General features: G+C 63.5%; 17 protein-coding genes. 11 read left to right on the top strand and 6 right to left on the bottom strand.

Annotated features, from left to right (window positions below):
• The first annotated feature begins 317 nt into the window (after window positions 1-317).
• The 10 genes from N7E70_RS01060 (at window position 318) to N7E70_RS01015 (ending at window position 10,968) form a co-directional block, all read left to right on the top strand.
• Window positions 318-755: an OsmC family protein gene (locus tag N7E70_RS01060; protein WP_067965774.1), complete on the top strand. Its 438-nt coding sequence runs from the start codon at window positions 318-320 to the stop codon at window positions 753-755.
• A gap of 135 nt (window positions 756-890) precedes the next feature.
• Window positions 891-1,841 (top strand): sugar-binding transcriptional regulator, encoded by a 951-nt coding sequence (locus tag N7E70_RS01055; RefSeq protein ID WP_067954795.1) that lies wholly within the window; start codon window positions 891-893, stop codon window positions 1,839-1,841.
• A gap of 200 nt (window positions 1,842-2,041) precedes the next feature.
• A complete protein-coding gene (locus tag N7E70_RS01050; RefSeq protein ID WP_154384584.1) occupies window positions 2,042-3,352 on the top strand; it encodes an ABC transporter substrate-binding protein in 1,311 nt (436 codons plus the stop codon).
• Between the two features lie 93 nt (window positions 3,353-3,445).
• The gene (locus N7E70_RS01045) at window positions 3,446-4,318 is read left to right on the top strand and encodes a carbohydrate ABC transporter permease (protein WP_067965772.1); all 873 of its coding nucleotides are present in this window, start codon (window positions 3,446-3,448) and stop codon (window positions 4,316-4,318) included.
• 10 nt (window positions 4,319-4,328) lie between these two features.
• Window positions 4,329-5,153, top strand: a complete 825-nt coding sequence (locus tag N7E70_RS01040; protein WP_263005223.1) for a carbohydrate ABC transporter permease — start codon at window positions 4,329-4,331, stop codon at window positions 5,151-5,153.
• A 21-nt stretch (window positions 5,154-5,174) separates the two neighbouring features.
• Window positions 5,175-6,173: an ABC transporter ATP-binding protein gene (locus tag N7E70_RS01035; protein ID WP_263005222.1), complete on the top strand. Its 999-nt coding sequence runs from the start codon at window positions 5,175-5,177 to the stop codon at window positions 6,171-6,173.
• Complete coding sequence (locus N7E70_RS01030; RefSeq protein ID WP_263005221.1) at window positions 6,170-6,946, top strand: L-iditol 2-dehydrogenase; 777 nt, start codon at window positions 6,170-6,172, stop codon at window positions 6,944-6,946. Before N7E70_RS01035 ends, N7E70_RS01030 begins: the two co-directional genes overlap by 4 nt.
• Window positions 6,947-7,124: 178 nt before the next feature.
• Window positions 7,125-8,603 (top strand): mannitol dehydrogenase family protein, encoded by a 1,479-nt coding sequence (locus N7E70_RS01025; RefSeq protein WP_263005220.1) that lies wholly within the window; start codon window positions 7,125-7,127, stop codon window positions 8,601-8,603.
• A 157-nt stretch (window positions 8,604-8,760) separates the two neighbouring features.
• Window positions 8,761-10,332, top strand: a complete 1,572-nt coding sequence (locus tag N7E70_RS01020; protein ID WP_442866484.1) for an FGGY-family carbohydrate kinase — start codon at window positions 8,761-8,763, stop codon at window positions 10,330-10,332.
• Between the two features lie 42 nt (window positions 10,333-10,374).
• Window positions 10,375-10,968: an isochorismatase family protein gene (locus N7E70_RS01015; protein ID WP_263005219.1), complete on the top strand. Its 594-nt coding sequence runs from the start codon at window positions 10,375-10,377 to the stop codon at window positions 10,966-10,968.
• Here N7E70_RS01015 and N7E70_RS01010 read toward each other — a convergent pair.
• The 4 genes from N7E70_RS01010 to N7E70_RS00995 all read right to left on the bottom strand — a co-directional run bounded on the left by N7E70_RS01010 (window position 10,965) and on the right by N7E70_RS00995 (window position 13,752).
• On the bottom strand, window positions 10,965-11,144 hold the full coding sequence (locus tag N7E70_RS01010) for a hypothetical protein (RefSeq protein WP_263005218.1): 180 nt from the start codon (window positions 11,142-11,144) through the stop codon (window positions 10,965-10,967). The genes N7E70_RS01015 and N7E70_RS01010 overlap by 4 nt on opposite strands.
• Before the next feature lie 165 nt (window positions 11,145-11,309).
• Entirely contained in the window at window positions 11,310-11,702 is a 393-nt protein-coding gene (locus N7E70_RS01005; RefSeq protein WP_115729565.1) for a hypothetical protein, read from the bottom strand.
• A 70-nt stretch (window positions 11,703-11,772) separates the two neighbouring features.
• A complete protein-coding gene (gene groL, locus N7E70_RS01000) occupies window positions 11,773-13,398 on the bottom strand; it encodes a chaperonin GroEL (protein ID WP_154384591.1) in 1,626 nt (541 codons plus the stop codon).
• Between the two features lie 39 nt (window positions 13,399-13,437).
• Entirely contained in the window at window positions 13,438-13,752 is a 315-nt protein-coding gene (locus tag N7E70_RS00995; RefSeq protein WP_154384592.1) for a co-chaperone GroES, read from the bottom strand.
• Between the two features lie 259 nt (window positions 13,753-14,011).
• Here N7E70_RS00995 and N7E70_RS00990 point away from each other — a divergent pair, with 259 nt between their 5' ends.
• On the top strand, window positions 14,012-14,239 hold the full coding sequence (locus N7E70_RS00990) for a hypothetical protein (protein ID WP_067954773.1): 228 nt from the start codon (window positions 14,012-14,014) through the stop codon (window positions 14,237-14,239).
• A gap of 406 nt (window positions 14,240-14,645) precedes the next feature.
• Here N7E70_RS00990 and N7E70_RS00985 read toward each other — a convergent pair whose 3' ends face one another.
• Window positions 14,646-15,488 carry a ChaN family lipoprotein gene (locus N7E70_RS00985; RefSeq protein ID WP_263005217.1) on the bottom strand — a complete coding sequence of 281 codons (843 nt, stop codon included), beginning with the start codon at window positions 15,486-15,488 and terminating at the stop codon, window positions 14,646-14,648.
• Between the two features lie 5 nt (window positions 15,489-15,493).
• A complete protein-coding gene (locus N7E70_RS00980) occupies window positions 15,494-16,216 on the bottom strand; it encodes a hypothetical protein (protein ID WP_182573574.1) in 723 nt (240 codons plus the stop codon).
• Window positions 16,217-16,218 lie beyond the last annotated feature (2 nt).

Below are 16,218 nucleotides of genomic sequence, written 5' to 3'. Positions count from 1 at the left end.
TCCGCACAGAATGTCGTGATCGAAGATTTAGTTTGCATGCGTCGAATTGTGGCGCGGCGCGGGCTTCGATCTGCCTCGGTCAACGCCGGATTCCACGGGCACTCGACAGGGCTTTCGTCTCAACTTTCGGCTGCACGCGACGCAGCCTCTCGAACACACGGTCGCTCGGCAGGACAAGTTTCGGATCGTCGTCCGCGACGATTTTTCCGGCTCAAAAGGCCCCCCACTCATGGCCAAGTACTCGACGCTCCGGCCGGCATCCGGCTATGAACGTTGACCGCAGTCGCGGAACGTTTTTGCAGGGAAGGATCGCCGTCATGAAGGCACGCATCAAATGGGTTGAGGATCGCACCTTCGTCGGTCAGTCGGGCAGCGGGCACAAGATCGTGCTCGGGACCTCCAAGGAACCGGGTGGTGAGACGCCTGGTCCGAGCCCGATGGAGCTGATGCTGATCGGCGCCGGCGGCTGCTCGGCCTATGACGTCGTCCACATCCTGGAAAAGGGCCGCGAGGCGATCGAGGACTGCTCCGTCGAGCTCGATGCCGACCGCGCCGACACCGACCCCAAAGTGTTCACCCGCATCCACATGCATTTCGTCGTCAAGGGTCGTGGCCTTGCGCCGGCCAAGGTCGAGCGCGCGGTCAACCTGTCGATCGAGAAATACTGCTCGGCTTCGGCGATGCTCGCCAAGTCCGCCGTCATCACCCATGACTTCGAGGTCGTCGACACCTCCGCGCCGGCCAGCGCCGACTGACCCGCGCCGACTGGGCGTGGCCGTGGCTGCCGCGTTCTGTCCAGAATTGATGCCGAGCAAATGCGCGAATTCAGGGCAATTGCGCATTCCCGAAAACCCTGCGAAACTGCCTCGTCAGATGAAGAGGCGTGACGCATGAGTTCCCGGAGCGAAAACCCAAGGCTCGACGAGGCAGCCCGCGCCGGCTGGCTCTATTATGTCGCCGGCAACACCCAGGACCAGATCGCAACCAAGCTCGGCGTCTCGCGCCAGACCGCGCAACGGCTGGTGTCGCTCGCCATGTCGGAAGGCCTGATCAAGGTTCGGGTCGACCATCCGATCGCCAACTGCCTCGATCTTGCCGCCAAGCTTCGCTCGCGATTCGCGCTCGACCTCGTCGAGGTCACGCCAAGCGATCCGGATTCGTCGTCGACGACCATCGGCATCGCGCAGGCCGCGGCCGCCGAGATAGAGAAGTGGCTGCGTTCGCCCGAGCCGATCGTGATGGCGATCGGCACCGGCCGCACGCTGAAGGCTGCGATCGAGCAACTGCCGCCGATGGAGTGTCCGCAGCACAAGGTGGTGTCTTTGACTGGCAATATCTCGCCGGACGGTTCGGCCGCCTTCTACAACGTCATCTTCACCATGGCCGACACCATCAAGGCGCGCAGCTTTCCCATGCCTTTGCCGGCGATCGCCTCGTCTTCCGACGAGCGTCGCATGCTGCATGGCCAGCCACTTATCCAGCCGACGCTGGCGCTTGCCGCCCAGGCCGACGTCACCTTCGTCGGCGTCGGCGACATGGGCCCACAGGCGCCGCTCTATGAAGACGGCTTCATCACCGAGGCCGAGCTCAAGGCGCTGCAGAAGGCCGGCGCCGTCGGCGAGATCGTCGGCTGGGCCTTCGACCGCGACGGCAAGCTGATCGAAGGCATCACCAATGACCGCGTCGCCTCGGCACCGCTGCCGTCGCGCGAGCGCTCGCTGGTGGTGGCGCTGGCCATGGGCGAGCGCAAGCTGCCCGGCATCCTCGCCGCCGTCACCCGCCGCCTCGTCAACGGACTGATCACCGACGAGCGCACCGCGGCGGCACTGCTCGCCGGCTAGCACCGTCCTTTTCCGAATTGCCCGGTGCCGCGCTTCAGTGCGCCGTCTTACGCCATTTCCCGGCATTCTTTCCTGCGCGTCGCCCGCCGGACTAGCGGTTGCACTGTCATGTCCAGATTCCCGCTTGACATAAATCACATCAGATGAATAATTGCCCACAGCCAAGGCAAATGCTCACTTTGGCTTTTGGGAGGAATTCGATGAAACTGAACACGCTCTTCCTGGGCCTGTGCGGAGCGAGCGCGCTTGCGTTTGCCGCTCATGCCGAGACCATCACCATCGCCACTGTCAACAATGGCGACATGGTCCGCATGCAGAAGCTGACGGACGACTTCACCGCCAAAAATCCCGACATCCAGCTCGAATGGGTCACGCTCGAAGAGAACGTGCTGCGCGAGCGCGTCACCACCGACATCGCCACCAAGGGCGGCCAGTATGATGTGATGACCATCGGCACCTACGAGGTTCCGATCTGGGCCAAGCAGCAGTGGCTCTTGCCGCTCGACAACCTTGGTGCCGACTACGACGCCGCAGACATCATCCCGGCCATCGCCGGTGGCCTTTCGGCTGATGGCAAGCTCTACGCCGCGCCCTTCTATGGCGAGAGCTCGTTCGTCATGTACCGCAAGGATCTGATGGAGAAGGCAGGGCTGACCATGCCCGACGCGCCGACCTGGGATTTCATCGCCGACGCGGCGCGCAAGATGACCGACCGCGCCGCCGACATCAACGGCATCTGCCTGCGCGGCAAGGCTGGCTGGGGCGAGAACATGGCCTTCCTGACCGCCATGTCCAACTCGTTCGGCGCGCGCTGGTTCGATGAGAAATGGCAGCCGCAGTTCGACCAGCCCGAATGGAAGAAAACACTGCAGTTCTATGTCGACCTGATGAAGGACGCCGGCCCGTCCGGTGCCTCCTCCAACGGCTTCAACGAGAACCTGGCGCTGTTCCAGCAGGGCAAGTGCGGCATGTGGATCGATGCCACCGTCGCTGCCTCCTTCGTCTCCAATCCGAAGGATTCGACGGTCGCCGACAAGGTCGGCTATGCGCTTGCTCCCGACACCGGTCTCGGCAAGCGCGGCAACTGGCTGTGGGCATGGTCGCTCGGCATTCCGGCCGGCACGCAAAAGGCCGAGGCGGCGCAGAAGTTCGTCTCATGGGCGACCGGCAAGGGCTATCTCGACCTCGTCGCCTCGAAGGAAGGTTGGGCCAACGTTCCGCCCGGCACGCGCACCTCGCTCTACAACAACCCCGAGTACCAGAAGGCCGCGCCCTTCGCCAAGATGACGCTCGACTCGATCAACTCGGCCGATCCGACCAAGCCCACCGTCAAGCCGGTGCCTTATGTCGGCGTCCAGTTCGTCGCCATTCCCGAGTTCCAGGGGCTGGGCACGACGGTCGGCCAGTTGTTCTCGGCGGCACTCGCCGGCCAGTCGAGCGTCGATGACGCGCTTGCCGGTGCACAGACCGCAGCGGTCCGTGAGATGACCCGCGCCGGTTACATCAAATAGGCAGATCCTCCCTGCCTGGCCGTCCGGTCTCCCAGTCCGGACGGCCCCTTTCGGTGACCTGAAACATCATCTGTCCGAACCGGGGTGATCGCCATGGCTACTCGACAGACCAGTTCGCTAGCGCGCCTGATGATGGCGCCTTCGGTGATCCTCCTTTTCATCTGGATGATCGTGCCGCTGGCAATGACCCTGTGGTTCTCGTTCCAGAACTATAATCTCCTCAATCCGGCCAATGTCAGCTTTGCCGGCCTGTTCAACTACAAGTTCTTCTACACCGATCCGGCCTTCTTCCAATCGATCTGGAACACGCTGGTGCTGGTGGTCGGGGTGTTGTTGATCACCGTCGTTGGCGGCATCGCGCTGGCGCTTTTGCTCGACCAGCCGATGTTCGGCCAGGGCATCGTCCGCATCCTCGTGATCTCGCCTTTCTTCGTCATGCCGCCGGTGGCCGCACTGGTGTGGAAGAACATGATCATGCATCCGGGCTATGGCGTGTTCGCCGACATCGCCAAGTTCTTCGGCGCCCAGCCTGTCGACTGGTTTGCGCAGTACCCACTGTTTTCGATCATCATCATCGTCGCCTGGCAGTGGCTGCCATTCGCGACGCTGATCCTTTTGACGGCGCTGCAGTCGCTCGACGGCGAGCAGAAGGAAGCCGCCGAGATGGACGGCGCCGGCTTCGTCAGCCGTTTCATCTATCTGACGATCCCGCACATTTCGCGCGCCGTAACCGTGGTCATCCTGATCCAGACCATCTTCCTGCTCGGCGTCTATGCCGAGATCCTCGTCACCACCAATGGCGGCCCGGGCTACGCCTCCACCAATCTGCCGTTCCTGATCTACCGCACGGCATTGCTCGGCTACGACGTCGGCGGCGCTTCGGCTGGCGGCATCATCGCGGTCATCCTTGCCAACATCGTCGCCTTCTTCCTGATGCGCGCCGTTGGCAAGAACCTGGACAAGTGAGGAGGAGACGATGGCACGCGCAGTCTCGACACGACGCAAGATCGGCTTCACCGTGGCAGCCTGGGTGGTCGCCCTGCTGATCTTCTTTCCGATCCTCTACACCATCATCACCAGCTTCAAGTCCGAGACGGAGGCGATCGCCGGCTTCAGCCTGGTCCCGTCGGGCACGCTGGAGAGCTATGCCGAGGTCCAGGCGCAGAGCAACTATTTCAAGTTCTTCCTCAACTCGGTGATCATTGCCGTCGGCTCGACCATCCTGGCGCTGCTGATCGCCATTCCGGCTGCCTGGTCGATGGCGTTCTCGCCGACCAAGCGGACCAAGGACATTCTGATGTGGATGCTCTCCACCAAGATGATGCCGGCGGTCGCCGTGCTGGTGCCGATCTACCTGCTCTTCCGCGACGCCAACCTGCTCGACACCCGCATCGGCCTGACCGTCATGCTGATGCTGATCAACCTGCCGATTGTGGTCTGGATGCTCTACACCTACTTCCGCGAAATTCCCGGCGAGATCCTGGAAGCAGCACGCATGGACGGCGCCACCTTATGGGGCGAGATCGTCCATGTGCTGACGCCGATGGCGGTGCCCGGCATCGCCTCGACCATGCTGCTCAACATCATCCTGGCGTGGAACGAGGCGTTCTGGACGATCCGCCTGACCACCACCAACGCCGCACCGCTGACTGCCTTCATCGCCTCGTTCTCCAGTCCGCAGGGGCTGTTCTGGGCGAAGCTGTCGGCGGCATCGACGCTGGCCATCGCACCGATCCTGATAATGGGCTGGTTCTCCCAGCGCCAGCTCGTCCGCGGCCTGACTTTCGGCGCCGTGAAGTAGTCGACCCCGCGGGAGGAAACCATGGGAAACATCACCCTCAAGAAAGTGTCGAAGTCCTTCGGCGCAACGACAATCATCCCGGAGATCGATCTCCAGATCGAGGATGGCGAGTTCGTCGTCTTCGTCGGCCCTTCCGGTTGCGGCAAGTCGACCTTGCTCCGGCTGATCGCCGGCCTGGAGGACACCTCCGCCGGCACGATCAGCATCGATGGCCGCGACGTCACCGGCGAGGCGCCGGCCAAGCGCCGGCTTGCGATGGTGTTCCAGTCCTACGCGCTCTATCCGCATATGACCGTCTACAAGAACATCGCCTTCCCGCTGAAGATGGCGGGTGAGGACGCCGCCGTCATCGACAAGAAGGTCAAGGATGCGGCGCGTGTGCTGAACCTGACCAATTATCTCGAGCGCCGGCCCGGCCAGCTCTCGGGCGGCCAGCGCCAGCGTGTCGCCATCGGCCGCGCCATCGTCCGTCAGCCCTCTGCCTTCCTGTTCGACGAGCCGTTGTCCAACCTCGACGCCGCGCTGCGTGGCACCATGCGGCTGGAGATCAGCGAACTGCACCACCAGCTCAAGACGACGATGATCTACGTCACCCACGACCAGGTCGAGGCGATGACCATGGCCGACAAGATCGTGGTGCTGAACGCAGGCAACATCGAGCAGGTCGGCTCGCCGATGGAACTCTACAAGACGCCGAAGAACCTGTTCGTCGCCGGCTTCATCGGCTCGCCCAAGATGAACCTGATCAACGGCGCGGCCGCCGCCAAGCATGGCGCGACGACGATCGGCGTGCGACCCGAGCACTTGGGCATCTCGACCACATCAGGTGAGTGGAAGGCGACCGTCGGCGTCGCCGAACATCTCGGTTCCGACACCTTCCTGCATGTCCAGGCCGGCGATGTCGGCACGCTCACCGTGCGCGCCGACGGCGAGCTTGGCGTGCGCCATGGCGAGACCGTCTATCTCACGCCGAGCCCGAACAAGATCCACCGCTTCGGCGCCGACGGGAGGGCCATGTGAGCGGTCGTCTCCAAGGCAAGTCGGCGCTGATCACCGGTGCTGCGCGCGGCATCGGCCGTGTGTTCGCCGAGGCCTACATCCGCGAAGGGGCTACGGTCGCCATCGGCGACATCAATCTCGACGCTGCGATGAAGACGGCGGCCGAGATCGGTCCGTCGGCCTATGCCGTCAGCCTCGACGTCACCAACCAGAGCTCGATCGAAGCGGCGATCAAGGTCGTCGAGCAGAAGACCGGAGAGCTCGACATACTGGTCAACAATGCCGCGCTGTTCGATCTCGGCCCGATCGTCGAGATTTCCAGGGCGAGTTACGACCGGCTGTTTTCGGTCAACGTCGCCGGCACCTTGTTCACCTTGCAGGCCGCCGCCCGCTCGATGATCGCACGGGGTAAGGGCGGCAAGATCATCAACATGGCGAGCCAGGCCGGGCGTCGTGGCGAAGCGCTCGTCGCCGTCTATTGCGCCACCAAGGCGGCTGTCATCAGCCTGACCCAGTCGGCCGGGCTCGACCTGATCAAGCATGGCATCAACGTCAATGCCATCGCTCCCGGGGTGGTCGACGGCGAGCATTGGGAGCATGTCGACGAGCTGTTCGCCCGTTACGAGAACCGGCCCCGCGGCGAGAAGAAGCGCCTCGTCGGCGAGGCCGTTCCCTTTGGCCGCATGGGCACCGCCGAAGACCTCGTCGGCATGGCGATCTTCCTCGCCGGAGCCGAGAGCCAATATGTCGTCGCCCAGACCTACAATGTCGATGGCGGCAACTGGATGAGTTGAAATGTCCTTCTCCCCAGGGGAGAGGGTGGCCGAGTGGGGCGAGGTCGGATGGGGTGTTCCAGTGTGACGCTCCGTCCAGCAACCCTCATCCGTCTCGGCACTGCGCGCCGATCCACCTTTTCCCGCAAGGGGAGAAGGTGTCGCGAAAGTCGGCGCCTAAACAGGAAAGCGTCGAACCATGACCGTGAAGCTCTCCCTCGCCACACTGCCGGATTTGCCTGCCAAGGTCGCGCGCCCGACTTACGACCGCGCCTCGCTGAAGGCCGGTATCGTCCATTTCGGCGTCGGCAACTTCCATCGCTCGCACCAGGCGGTCTATCTCGACGAGTTGTTCAACACCGGCCTCGGACATGACTGGGCGATCGTCGGCGCGGGCGTGTTCGAGGGCGAGAAGGCCGGACAAGCGAAGCTCGCCGGGCAGGACTGGCTGACATCAGTCGTCGAGCAGGACAGCGGCCATATGAGCGCCCGCGTCACCTCGGTCATGGTCGATTTCCTGACCCCCGGCGATGCTGCGGCCGTCATCGAACGTCTCGCCGACCCGGCGATCCGCATCGTCTCGCTGACCATCACCGAGGGCGGCTATTTCATCGATCCGGCGTCGGGCATCTTCAACCCGACCCATCCCGATATCGTCGCCGACGCGCAGAACGTCGCGGCGCCCCGGACCGTCTTCGGCATCATCCTCGCCGGCCTCCGGCGTCGTCGCCAGGACGGGGTCGTGCCATTCACCGTGATGTCCTGCGACAACATTCCCCACAATGGCCGGGTCACGGCCGATGCGGTGATCGGCCTGGCGCGGCTCGCGGACGAAACCTTCGCCGACTGGATCCGCGATAACGTCGCTTTTCCGAACTCGATGGTCGACCGCATCACGCCCGCCACCACCGATCGCGAGCGCGGCATTCTCGCCAGCGACTTCGGCATCGAGGACAGCTGGCCGGTGTTCTGCGAGCCGTTCAAGCAATGGGTGATGGAAGACCATTTCACTGACGGCCGTCCGGCGCTGGAAAAGGTCGGCGTCCAGTTTGTCCATGACGTCGCTCCGTTCGAGCTGATGAAGATCCGCATCCTCAATGGCGGCCACGCCACGATCGCCTATCCCGCCGGGTTGATGGACATTCATTTCGTCCACGAGGCGATGGAAAATCCGCTGGTGCGCGCCTTCCTGGCCAAGCTGGAGCGCGAGGAGATCATGCCCACGGTGCCGCCGGTACCCGGCGTGGTGCTGGAGGAGTATTGCCAGCTCATCGAGCGCCGGTTTTCCAATCCCAAGATCGGCGACACCGTCCGCCGCCTCTGTCTCGACGGTTCCAACCGGCAGCCGAAATTCATCATCCCGACCATATCGGATCGCCTGAAGGCGGGCGCTGGCATATCGGGGCTGGCGCTCGAATCGGCACTCTGGTGCCGCTATTGCTTCGGGGTGACCGATTCCGGTGCCATCATCGAACCCAATGACCCGAGTTGGGACCGCCTGCAACGAACAGCGCAGGCGGCGAAGAATGCGCCTGCGACCTGGCTTGCGATGGAGGACATCTATGGCGATGTCGGCAAATCCGCAGCCTTCGCGGCTGCCTTTGGCGACAGCCTCGACATGCTCTGGCAGTTGGGCACGCAGGAGACATTGACGCGCTATCTCGGCGATCGCCTCTGAACCAAATCCGGGGCGTCGCTGACCGCTGGAATTGGCCATGGCGCGCATATAGACTGCGCGTCATGGTGTTGATCTCCACGTCCTTGCCTCATCTGAACTCGCCGCCGGAAGGCTCTGGCTGTCGCGCGGTCGCGCCGTTCGGGGCGTCGTCGTTCTGATGGCGGCCTATCTATGTGCGGTCGATGTCGGTACCGGCAGCGCGCGCGCCGGCATCTTCGATGCCGCAGGCAAGCTGCTCGGGCGCGCTGAACATCCCATCGTCATGAACCGCTCGCCATCGGGCCATTGCGAGCATGACTCCGAGCAGATCTGGTCGGCTGTCTGCGACGCTGTGCACGGAGCCCGCAAGGCTGCCAGCGTCGACCCGGCTGAAATTGTGGGTATCAGCTTCGATGCGACATGCTCGACGGTGTTCCGGGGCAGGGCGGGCGAGCAGGTTGGTATTTCGAGCAATGGCGAGCAGCGTTGGGACACCATCGTCTGGCTCGATCATCGCGCACTGGCCGAGGCCGACGAATGCACCGAGACCCGCCATGACGTGCTCGGTTATGCCGGTGGGGTGATGTCGCCGGAGATGGCGACGCCCAAGCTGATGTGGGTCAAGCGTCACTTGCCGCAGAGCTGGGCGCGAACCGGGCAGCTTTTCGACCTTGCCGATTTTCTCAGCCACAAGGCCTCAGGCTCGTTCGCCCGCTCGCAATGCACGCTGACCGCCAAATGGACCTATCTGGCCCACGAACGTGAGGCCTGGCGTCACGATTTCTTTGCGGCGGTAGGCCTCGCCGACATCTTCGAGCATGCCGCTCTGCCCGAGCGCGCCAGCCCGGTCGGCGCCGACCTCGGTCCGCTCACGCCTATCGCCGCCGCGGCGCTCGGCCTGACCACGGCCTGCCGCGTCGGTGCGGGCATGATCGACGCCTTTGCCGGCGCCATAGGCGTCATCGGCGGCCTGTCCGGTATCGAGCGCCATCTCGCGCTGATTGCCGGCACCTCGAGTTGTGTCATGGCGATGTCGCCCGAGCCGCGCGCCTTTGCCGGTGTCTGGGGGCCGTATTTCGGCGCTGCATTGCCCGGCCTGTGGCTGAGCGAAGGCGGCCAGTCGGCGACGGGTGCGCTGCTCGACCACGTCATTCGCTGGCACGGCGCCGGCGGCGAACCCGACGCTGCGCTGCACCTGCGCATCACCGAGCGCATCATGGACCTGCGCGCCGTCGAGGGCCTCGACCTCGCCGGTCGCCTTCATGTGCTGCCCGACTTCCACGGCAACCGCTCGCCGCTCGCCGACCCGCATGCGCTCGGCGTGATCAGCGGGCTGACGCTCGATTCATCCTTCGACAGCTTGTGTCGGCTCTACTGGCGTACCGCGGTCGCCATCGCGCTCGGCCTGCGCCATGTGCTCGACGCGCTCAATGCCAATGGCTACGGCATCGACACGCTGCATGTCACCGGCGGCCACACCCGCAATCCGCTGCTGATGGAACTCTATGCCGACGCCACCGGCTGCACCGTCGTCGAGCCGCTGGGCGGGGATGCAGTGCTGCTGGGAACGGCGATGGCGGCAGCTGCCGCGGCCGGGCTCTATCCAAGTCTCACCGGGGCTTGTACGGCGATGCGCCAGGAAGGCCGCGCGCGCCGGCCCACCCCCTCGGCGAAGCAACGTTTCGACCGTGATTACCGGGTGTTCCTCGAAATGCACCGCCAGCGCAAGGCGCTCGATGACATCGCATGAGCCGCCCCCCATATCCCATGTTCATTCCGGCAGGAGGGATCGGTGCAGGCAATTCCAGAAACTGACGTAGACGAAGCTCCCACCGCCCAAGCGCTGATCGTTGTCGACGTCCAGAGCGCTTTCGTGTCGAGCACGGACGCGGTGCCGGGACATAAGCGGCTTCTGTCTGCGGTGGCGACGTTGCTCGAGAATGCGCGGGCGTCGGGCGTGGCCGTCATCTTCATCCAGAACGACGGTCCGGCAGGCGCCGTCGACGAGCCACACACGCCTGGCTGGCAACTGCATTTCACACCCTGGCCCGGCGAGCACGTCGTGCGCAAGGAACTCGACGATGCCTTCGATGGCACCAGCTTGAACGACCTGCTGTCGGTCTCCGGCATCGAGACCATCGCCTTCTGTGGCATGCTGTCGGAGATGTGCCTTGCGGCGACGGCGCGAACAGCGATGGCGCTCGGCTATGGCGTGATCCTGCCGCATGACGGCCATGCCACTTACGACGTGCCGCCTGGCCCTGGCGGCTCTGGGGGCGTTCCTGCGCATCTCGCCGCGCGGGCAGCGGAATGGTCGCTGGGCGACGAGGTGACGATCGTGGCTTCGGCGGGCGACGTCAAATTTGCCCGCCACCAAGCGGGCTAACTGCCCCGCAATTCATTCGTTTGGTCGTCTTCCGCAGTGTGCCGTTCGCGCCGCCTGGTGTCATCGTCAGACTTCTTGTGTTGCGCGGCTGCCGTCTTGCGGATGAAATCAAACCGGTTTTCTTCGGCATCTGCGAGCTTCGGCGGCGTGCCGGTCTTGCTTGAAAACTTGATCATGGGCGAAATCCTATTCTGCTGAAGCCGAGGAACCCGCCGGGACATGTCCTGGCGGCGGCGGCACTAGTCTTTCGGGAAGAAAATCAGGCTGAGTTTGACAACTGGCAGTGCGCGAACTGTCCGCGCCGGTGTCTCCGGCGCGGACGTAGGAAGATACGTCAGATATCAGGCTGCGAGCGCGGTGGCGCAGCCGATGGAGGCGCGGCGGTCGGGAGAGGTTTCGCCCGGCATGGTGGCCCAGCCGCCGGTCTCGACGAACTTCTGCCTGTCATAACCGACCGACTTGGCCTTCAGTTCGACCAGCTTTGCCGCTGCGTCGGGTGCCGCATTGAACCGCTCGACGCAGATGGTCGAGGCGAGCTGACCGCGCGCCACGTCGCCGGCCGTCTGTGCAAGTGTCTGCGAAGTGCCGCCGGTGACCCAGCCGCCCCAGCTGAAGCCGACGATCATCGTGGCGACGGCGGTGCCGACGCATGTCCAGACAAGCGTTGATTTGGACGGCTGGTAGCTTTCCCAACGTGCGGCGAGGGACTGCTTCTGGTTGCTCTGCATAGCCATGGAAACGTTCCTTGTTGATGGTGGGAAGTCACCATCCAGCCGTGTCGCGGCCAGATGGTTCAGGTGTCGCTTAGTAACCCATGCCGGCTGGGCTGCCGCCGTTGGAGGCTTCCTTCGCCGGACTGTCGGCGATCATGGCTTCGGCGGTGATCAGCAGGGCGGCGACCGAGCCGGCATCCTGCAGGGCCGTGCGAACGACCTTGGCGGGATCGACGATGCCGGCCTTGATCATGTCGACATAGGCTTCTGTCTGCGCATTGAAGCCCAGATTGGCATCCTTGCTTTCCATCAGCTTGCCGACGACGACGGAGCCTTCGACGCCGGCGTTGTCGGCGATCTGCCGGATCGGCGCCTCGAGCGCCTTCAGCACGATCGAAATGCCGGCGGTGACGTCGGCGTTCGCTCCGGTGAGCGTCTCAAGCGCTGCCTTGGCCCGCAGCAGGGCCACGCCGCCACCGGCGACGATGCCTTCTTCGACGGCAGCACGCGTGGCGTTCAGCGCATCATCGATGCGATCCTTCTTTTCCTTGACCTCGGTTTCGGTCGCTCCGCCGACGCGGATGACGGCGACCCCACCAGCGAGCTTCGCCAGGCGTTCCTGCAGCTTCTCCTTGTCGTAGTCGGAGGTGCTTTCCTCGATCTGCATCTTCAGCTGTGCGATCCGGGCTGCAATACCGTCCTTGCCGCCGGAGCCGTCGATGATGGTTGTCGTGTCCTTGTCGATGAGCACGCGCTTGGCCCGGCCGAGCATCTCGATGGTGACGTTCTCGAGCTTGATGCCGAGATCCTCCGAGATCATCTGGCCGGCGGTCAGGACAGCAATGTCTTCCAGCATCGACTTGCGGCGATCGCCGAAGCCAGGTGCCTTGACGGCGGCGACCTTCAGGCCGCCACGCAGCTTGTTGACGACGAGCGTGGCCAAGGCCTCGCCTTCGACGTCTTCGGAGATGATGAGCAGCGGCCTGCCGCTCTGCACCACCGCTTCGAGGATTGGCAGCAGGGCCTGCAGATTGCCGAGTTTCTTCTCGTGGATGAGGATGTAGGGGTCTTCCAGTTCGGCACGCATCTTGTCGGCATTGGTGACGAAGTAGGGGCTGAGGTAACCGCGGTCGAACTGCATGCCTTCGACGACGTCGAGTTCTGTCTCGGCGGTCTTTGCTTCCTCTACGGTGATGACGCCCTCATTGCCGACCTTGTCCATGGCCTTGGCGATCATAGCGCCGACAGAGGTATCGCCATTGGCGGCGATGGTGCCGACCTGGGCGATCTCGTCCGAAGACTTGACCTTCTTGGCGCGCGCATGGATGTCCTTGACCACGGCAGCCACGGCAAGATCGATGCCGCGCTTGAGGTCCATCGGGTTCATGCCGGCGGCCACCAGCTTGGCGCCTTCGCGGAGGATGGATGCAGCCAGCACGGTTGCCGTCGTTGTGCCATCACCGGCGAGGTCGTTGGTCTTCGAGGCCACTTCCCGCACCATCTGCGCGCCCATGTTCTCGAACTTGTCGGATAGCTCAATCTCCTTGGCGACGGTGACGCCGTCCTTGGTGATGCGCGGCGCGCCATAAGCGCGGTCGATGATGACGTTGCGGCCTTTAGGGCCGAGCGTCACCTTGACGGCGTTGTTGAGCAGCTCGACGCCACGCAACATGCGGTCGCGGGCATCGGTCGAGAATTTGATTTCCTTGGCAGGCATGATTTTCGTCCAGTTCGTTCTTGAGGTCGCAAAGCCGGATCAGGCGGCTTTCTTGGCGGCTTCGCTCGTGTCGACGATGCCCATGATGTCGGCCTCCTTGATGATCAGGAGATCCGCGCCGTCGATCTTGACCTCCGTGCCCGACCATTTGCCGAACAGCACTGTGTCGCCGGCCTTGACGTCGAGCGGGATCAGATTGCCGCTTTCGTCGCGGGTGCCCGGGCCAACGGCAAGGACTTCGCCCTGCTGGGGCTTTTCCTTGGCATTGTCGGGGATGATGATGCCGCCCTTGGATTTGATATCGCCTTCGGCGCGCCGAATGACGACGCGGTCGTGAAGTGGTCGGAATTTCATGAATGTTCTTTCTGCAGCCGGCGCATAGGGGACCGCATGTCCTATATACGCCCTTTGGCACTCGAATGACAGGAGTGCCAAAAATTATTCGCTATGCACGAGAGTATTCAAAAATAACAGGCGCCAGGGGGCGGATTAAAATTATGATTCAGTGCAAATAGGCTGGGAATTTGAATTCCAGGTCGAGAAACCCTATTTAAGGTGCAGTGGAATTTTTATTTTCCGCGCACGAAGAGGATTTCAGATATTGGATGTAGCCATGGAAAATTTTCTGGAAAAAGCGCAGTCCCGTTCGATCGAGGCACAGAAGAAGGCAGCAGAGCGCAACAGCGCCATGGCTGATTATCAGTCAGAAGCAAAGGCTCGGGCCATCAAGACGGCAAAGTTGCGGGAATTGCGCTTGGCCAAGGACGAGGCTGACCGCGCTGCCGAGGCCCTGAAACCCGTAGAAGCCAAGAAGAAGCGCGTGGCGCGCGCCGCAAAGTAGCAAGCGCATCACCTGACTGCCAATCCTGCCTGGAGCGTCAGCCCATGTGTACGCACCTGGGCGTCGTGCTTTCCGAAAAACGACTCCGATTTTCGGGCCGATGCGCGGGGCAGGATGCCAGTCGGTCGATGTACGATCAAGAATGCCGGCCTTGCTGTCAGCTAGCCTATTGTTTTGTAGAACATCCCTCCCCATATGAAGGCTCATCGGCACTCCGCCGGGAGCGAAACGCTCATCGAGATACGATGGTGGGTTTTGCCGCGGAATGCTGCATTTGCCCTGATTGACAGCTGGCCGACCACGAATGTACCGGCGGCATGCAAGTTTCAGGAGCCAGAGGGAAGCGGGCCTATGCCCGCTTTTTTCTTTTCTGGAGAGCTTTTGCCAAAAGCAGCTTCTGCCCGCGTCAGGCGGCTGGCCTGGCGTCGGCTTGAGGCAGCAGCCGGAACAGCGACCGGGCAATTCCCCCGACCTTCCCCTGGTCGACCTGCGCCGTGTCGTTGGGCAGCAGCGTCGTCACCTTGTCGACGCCGAGATCTTTCAGCTGGAACGGCGTGCCATGGCCAAATTCGAGATGTCCGCGGCCGATGATGCCGATCACCAGCGGCGAGCTGTCGGCCGTCCGCGCTTTGGCGATGTTGCAGGCAAACGCCCGATCCCAGGTCTGCTGCGCCCGGACGAAACGGTCGAACTCCGGCGCCTCGGGCGCTTTCACCTTGCGCGCCGGCGAGCCGCCGCCGGTGGTATCGAACAGATATTGCCGATAGGCCGGCGTCGCGTTTGCCGAGGGCGTGAGACCGTCACGCTCGTCGACAGGAACGGCGTCCCAGCCTTCCTTGCCGACCCGCGTCACCAGTTCGCGGTAGCAATTGAGCGCCAGCATCGGCACGCCAAACTCGCGGCAGAAATGGAAGATCGGAAGGTAGAGCTCGGCCGGGAACCCCCAGACCTTGCCCCATTCGGCAGCCTTCAGAAATTCGTCCCGCTCAAGACTGCCGGCGACCCACTGGTCGAGCACCGGCTGCAACCGGCGCGGAAACATCTCGAAACCGATGACGATGTCATTGCGCAAAGTCCGCATCGCCGTGCAGACATGCAACTGCCAGCGGTGGATGTCGAAGCGGTCATGCGTTTCGCCGAGCAGCAGCACGTCGCTCTGCGCGACCTCGCGCATCAACGCCGTATGATCGAGCAAAGCTCCGCTGTCGGCGTCGAGCCATGTCGCGACAGGGTGGTTCCATTCGGTCATGACGGTCACCCGAAGCTCGTCTGCGCGCCCGAAACGGTGAGCCCGGTCTCGGCGCCTTCGGCGGTCAGCGCGACGAAGCGCGCCTCGCCTGCGTTGTCCTCGCGGCGCCAGCCGCCGACCGATCCGCCCTTGAGATGAAGATGGAAGTCCGGCCGCATGACGTTGACGTAGCCCATGACAGGCTTGACCACCGGCATGTCGCCTTCCCAGGCCTGCCAGAAGGACGGACGGCTGAACTCGATCCTGACGCGGCCGCCGTTGCGCTCGGCCGCGGCGAAGGGTTCGAGCCCGGCATCGTCGGCGTCCAGTTCCTTGCGCTCGTCCAGGCTGCCGGTCCGCTCTTCGGCGGCAAGCTCGGTGCCTTGCGGGAAGGCCGCAAGCACGGCGTCGAACGGTTCGAGGCCCTCGAAGCCGGTGACATTGGCGATGCTCTCACCGTCGGCGCCGCGCAGTTCGATGCGCGGATAGGATTTTTCGCGCATCACCGACGTGCGATCGACGATGATTGTGACGACCGCCGCCAGCTCGATGCGGGAGTTGTGCTCGGCCCCTTCGCAGACCAGCCAGCCATCCTCGATGCGAACTTTCTCGACCGGGCCGATGCGCTCGTGAGTGGCGCCAAGGCGTTCCGAATTGATCATCACCCGGCCGATGGCCGGCAGCCGCGCCAGCAGGGCGGTGGGGGCGACGTCGAGGCGTTCGCGTTTGTGGGGCGTGCGGGCGGTCATGG

It is taken from the genome of Aminobacter sp. NyZ550, assembly GCF_025628925.2.
Classification (GTDB): domain Bacteria; phylum Pseudomonadota; class Alphaproteobacteria; order Rhizobiales; family Rhizobiaceae; genus Aminobacter; species Aminobacter ciceronei.
Note: the sequence above shows the minus strand (reverse complement) of the source record. Positions and strands in the feature narration are given on the sequence as shown.

Excerpts from the sequence above, each read along its gene's own strand:
- N7E70_RS01010 (WP_263005218.1), bottom strand. The coding sequence starts at position 11,144 with ATGATCAAGTTTTCAAGCAAGACCGGCACGCCGCCGAAGCTCGCAGAT.
- N7E70_RS01055 (WP_067954795.1), top strand. The coding sequence starts at position 891 with ATGAGTTCCCGGAGCGAAAACCCAAGGCTCGACGAGGCAGCCCGCGCC.
- N7E70_RS01060 (WP_067965774.1), top strand. The coding sequence starts at position 318 with ATGAAGGCACGCATCAAATGGGTTGAGGATCGCACCTTCGTCGGTCAG.
- groL (WP_154384591.1), bottom strand. The coding sequence starts at position 13,398 with ATGCCTGCCAAGGAAATCAAATTCTCGACCGATGCCCGCGACCGCATG.
- N7E70_RS01005 (WP_115729565.1), bottom strand. The coding sequence starts at position 11,702 with ATGGCTATGCAGAGCAACCAGAAGCAGTCCCTCGCCGCACGTTGGGAA.
- N7E70_RS00980 (WP_182573574.1), bottom strand. The coding sequence starts at position 16,216 with ATGACCGCCCGCACGCCCCACAAACGCGAACGCCTCGACGTCGCCCCC.
- N7E70_RS01035 (WP_263005222.1), top strand. The coding sequence starts at position 5,175 with ATGGGAAACATCACCCTCAAGAAAGTGTCGAAGTCCTTCGGCGCAACG.
- N7E70_RS00990 (WP_067954773.1), top strand. The coding sequence starts at position 14,012 with ATGGAAAATTTTCTGGAAAAAGCGCAGTCCCGTTCGATCGAGGCACAG.
- N7E70_RS00995 (WP_154384592.1), bottom strand. The coding sequence starts at position 13,752 with ATGAAATTCCGACCACTTCACGACCGCGTCGTCATTCGGCGCGCCGAA.
- N7E70_RS01020 (WP_442866484.1), top strand. The coding sequence starts at position 8,761 with ATGGCGGCCTATCTATGTGCGGTCGATGTCGGTACCGGCAGCGCGCGC.
- N7E70_RS01050 (WP_154384584.1), top strand. The coding sequence starts at position 2,042 with ATGAAACTGAACACGCTCTTCCTGGGCCTGTGCGGAGCGAGCGCGCTT.
- N7E70_RS01045 (WP_067965772.1), top strand. The coding sequence starts at position 3,446 with ATGGCTACTCGACAGACCAGTTCGCTAGCGCGCCTGATGATGGCGCCT.
- N7E70_RS01025 (WP_263005220.1), top strand. The coding sequence starts at position 7,125 with ATGACCGTGAAGCTCTCCCTCGCCACACTGCCGGATTTGCCTGCCAAG.
- N7E70_RS00985 (WP_263005217.1), bottom strand. The coding sequence starts at position 15,488 with ATGACCGAATGGAACCACCCTGTCGCGACATGGCTCGACGCCGACAGC.
- N7E70_RS01040 (WP_263005223.1), top strand. The coding sequence starts at position 4,329 with ATGGCACGCGCAGTCTCGACACGACGCAAGATCGGCTTCACCGTGGCA.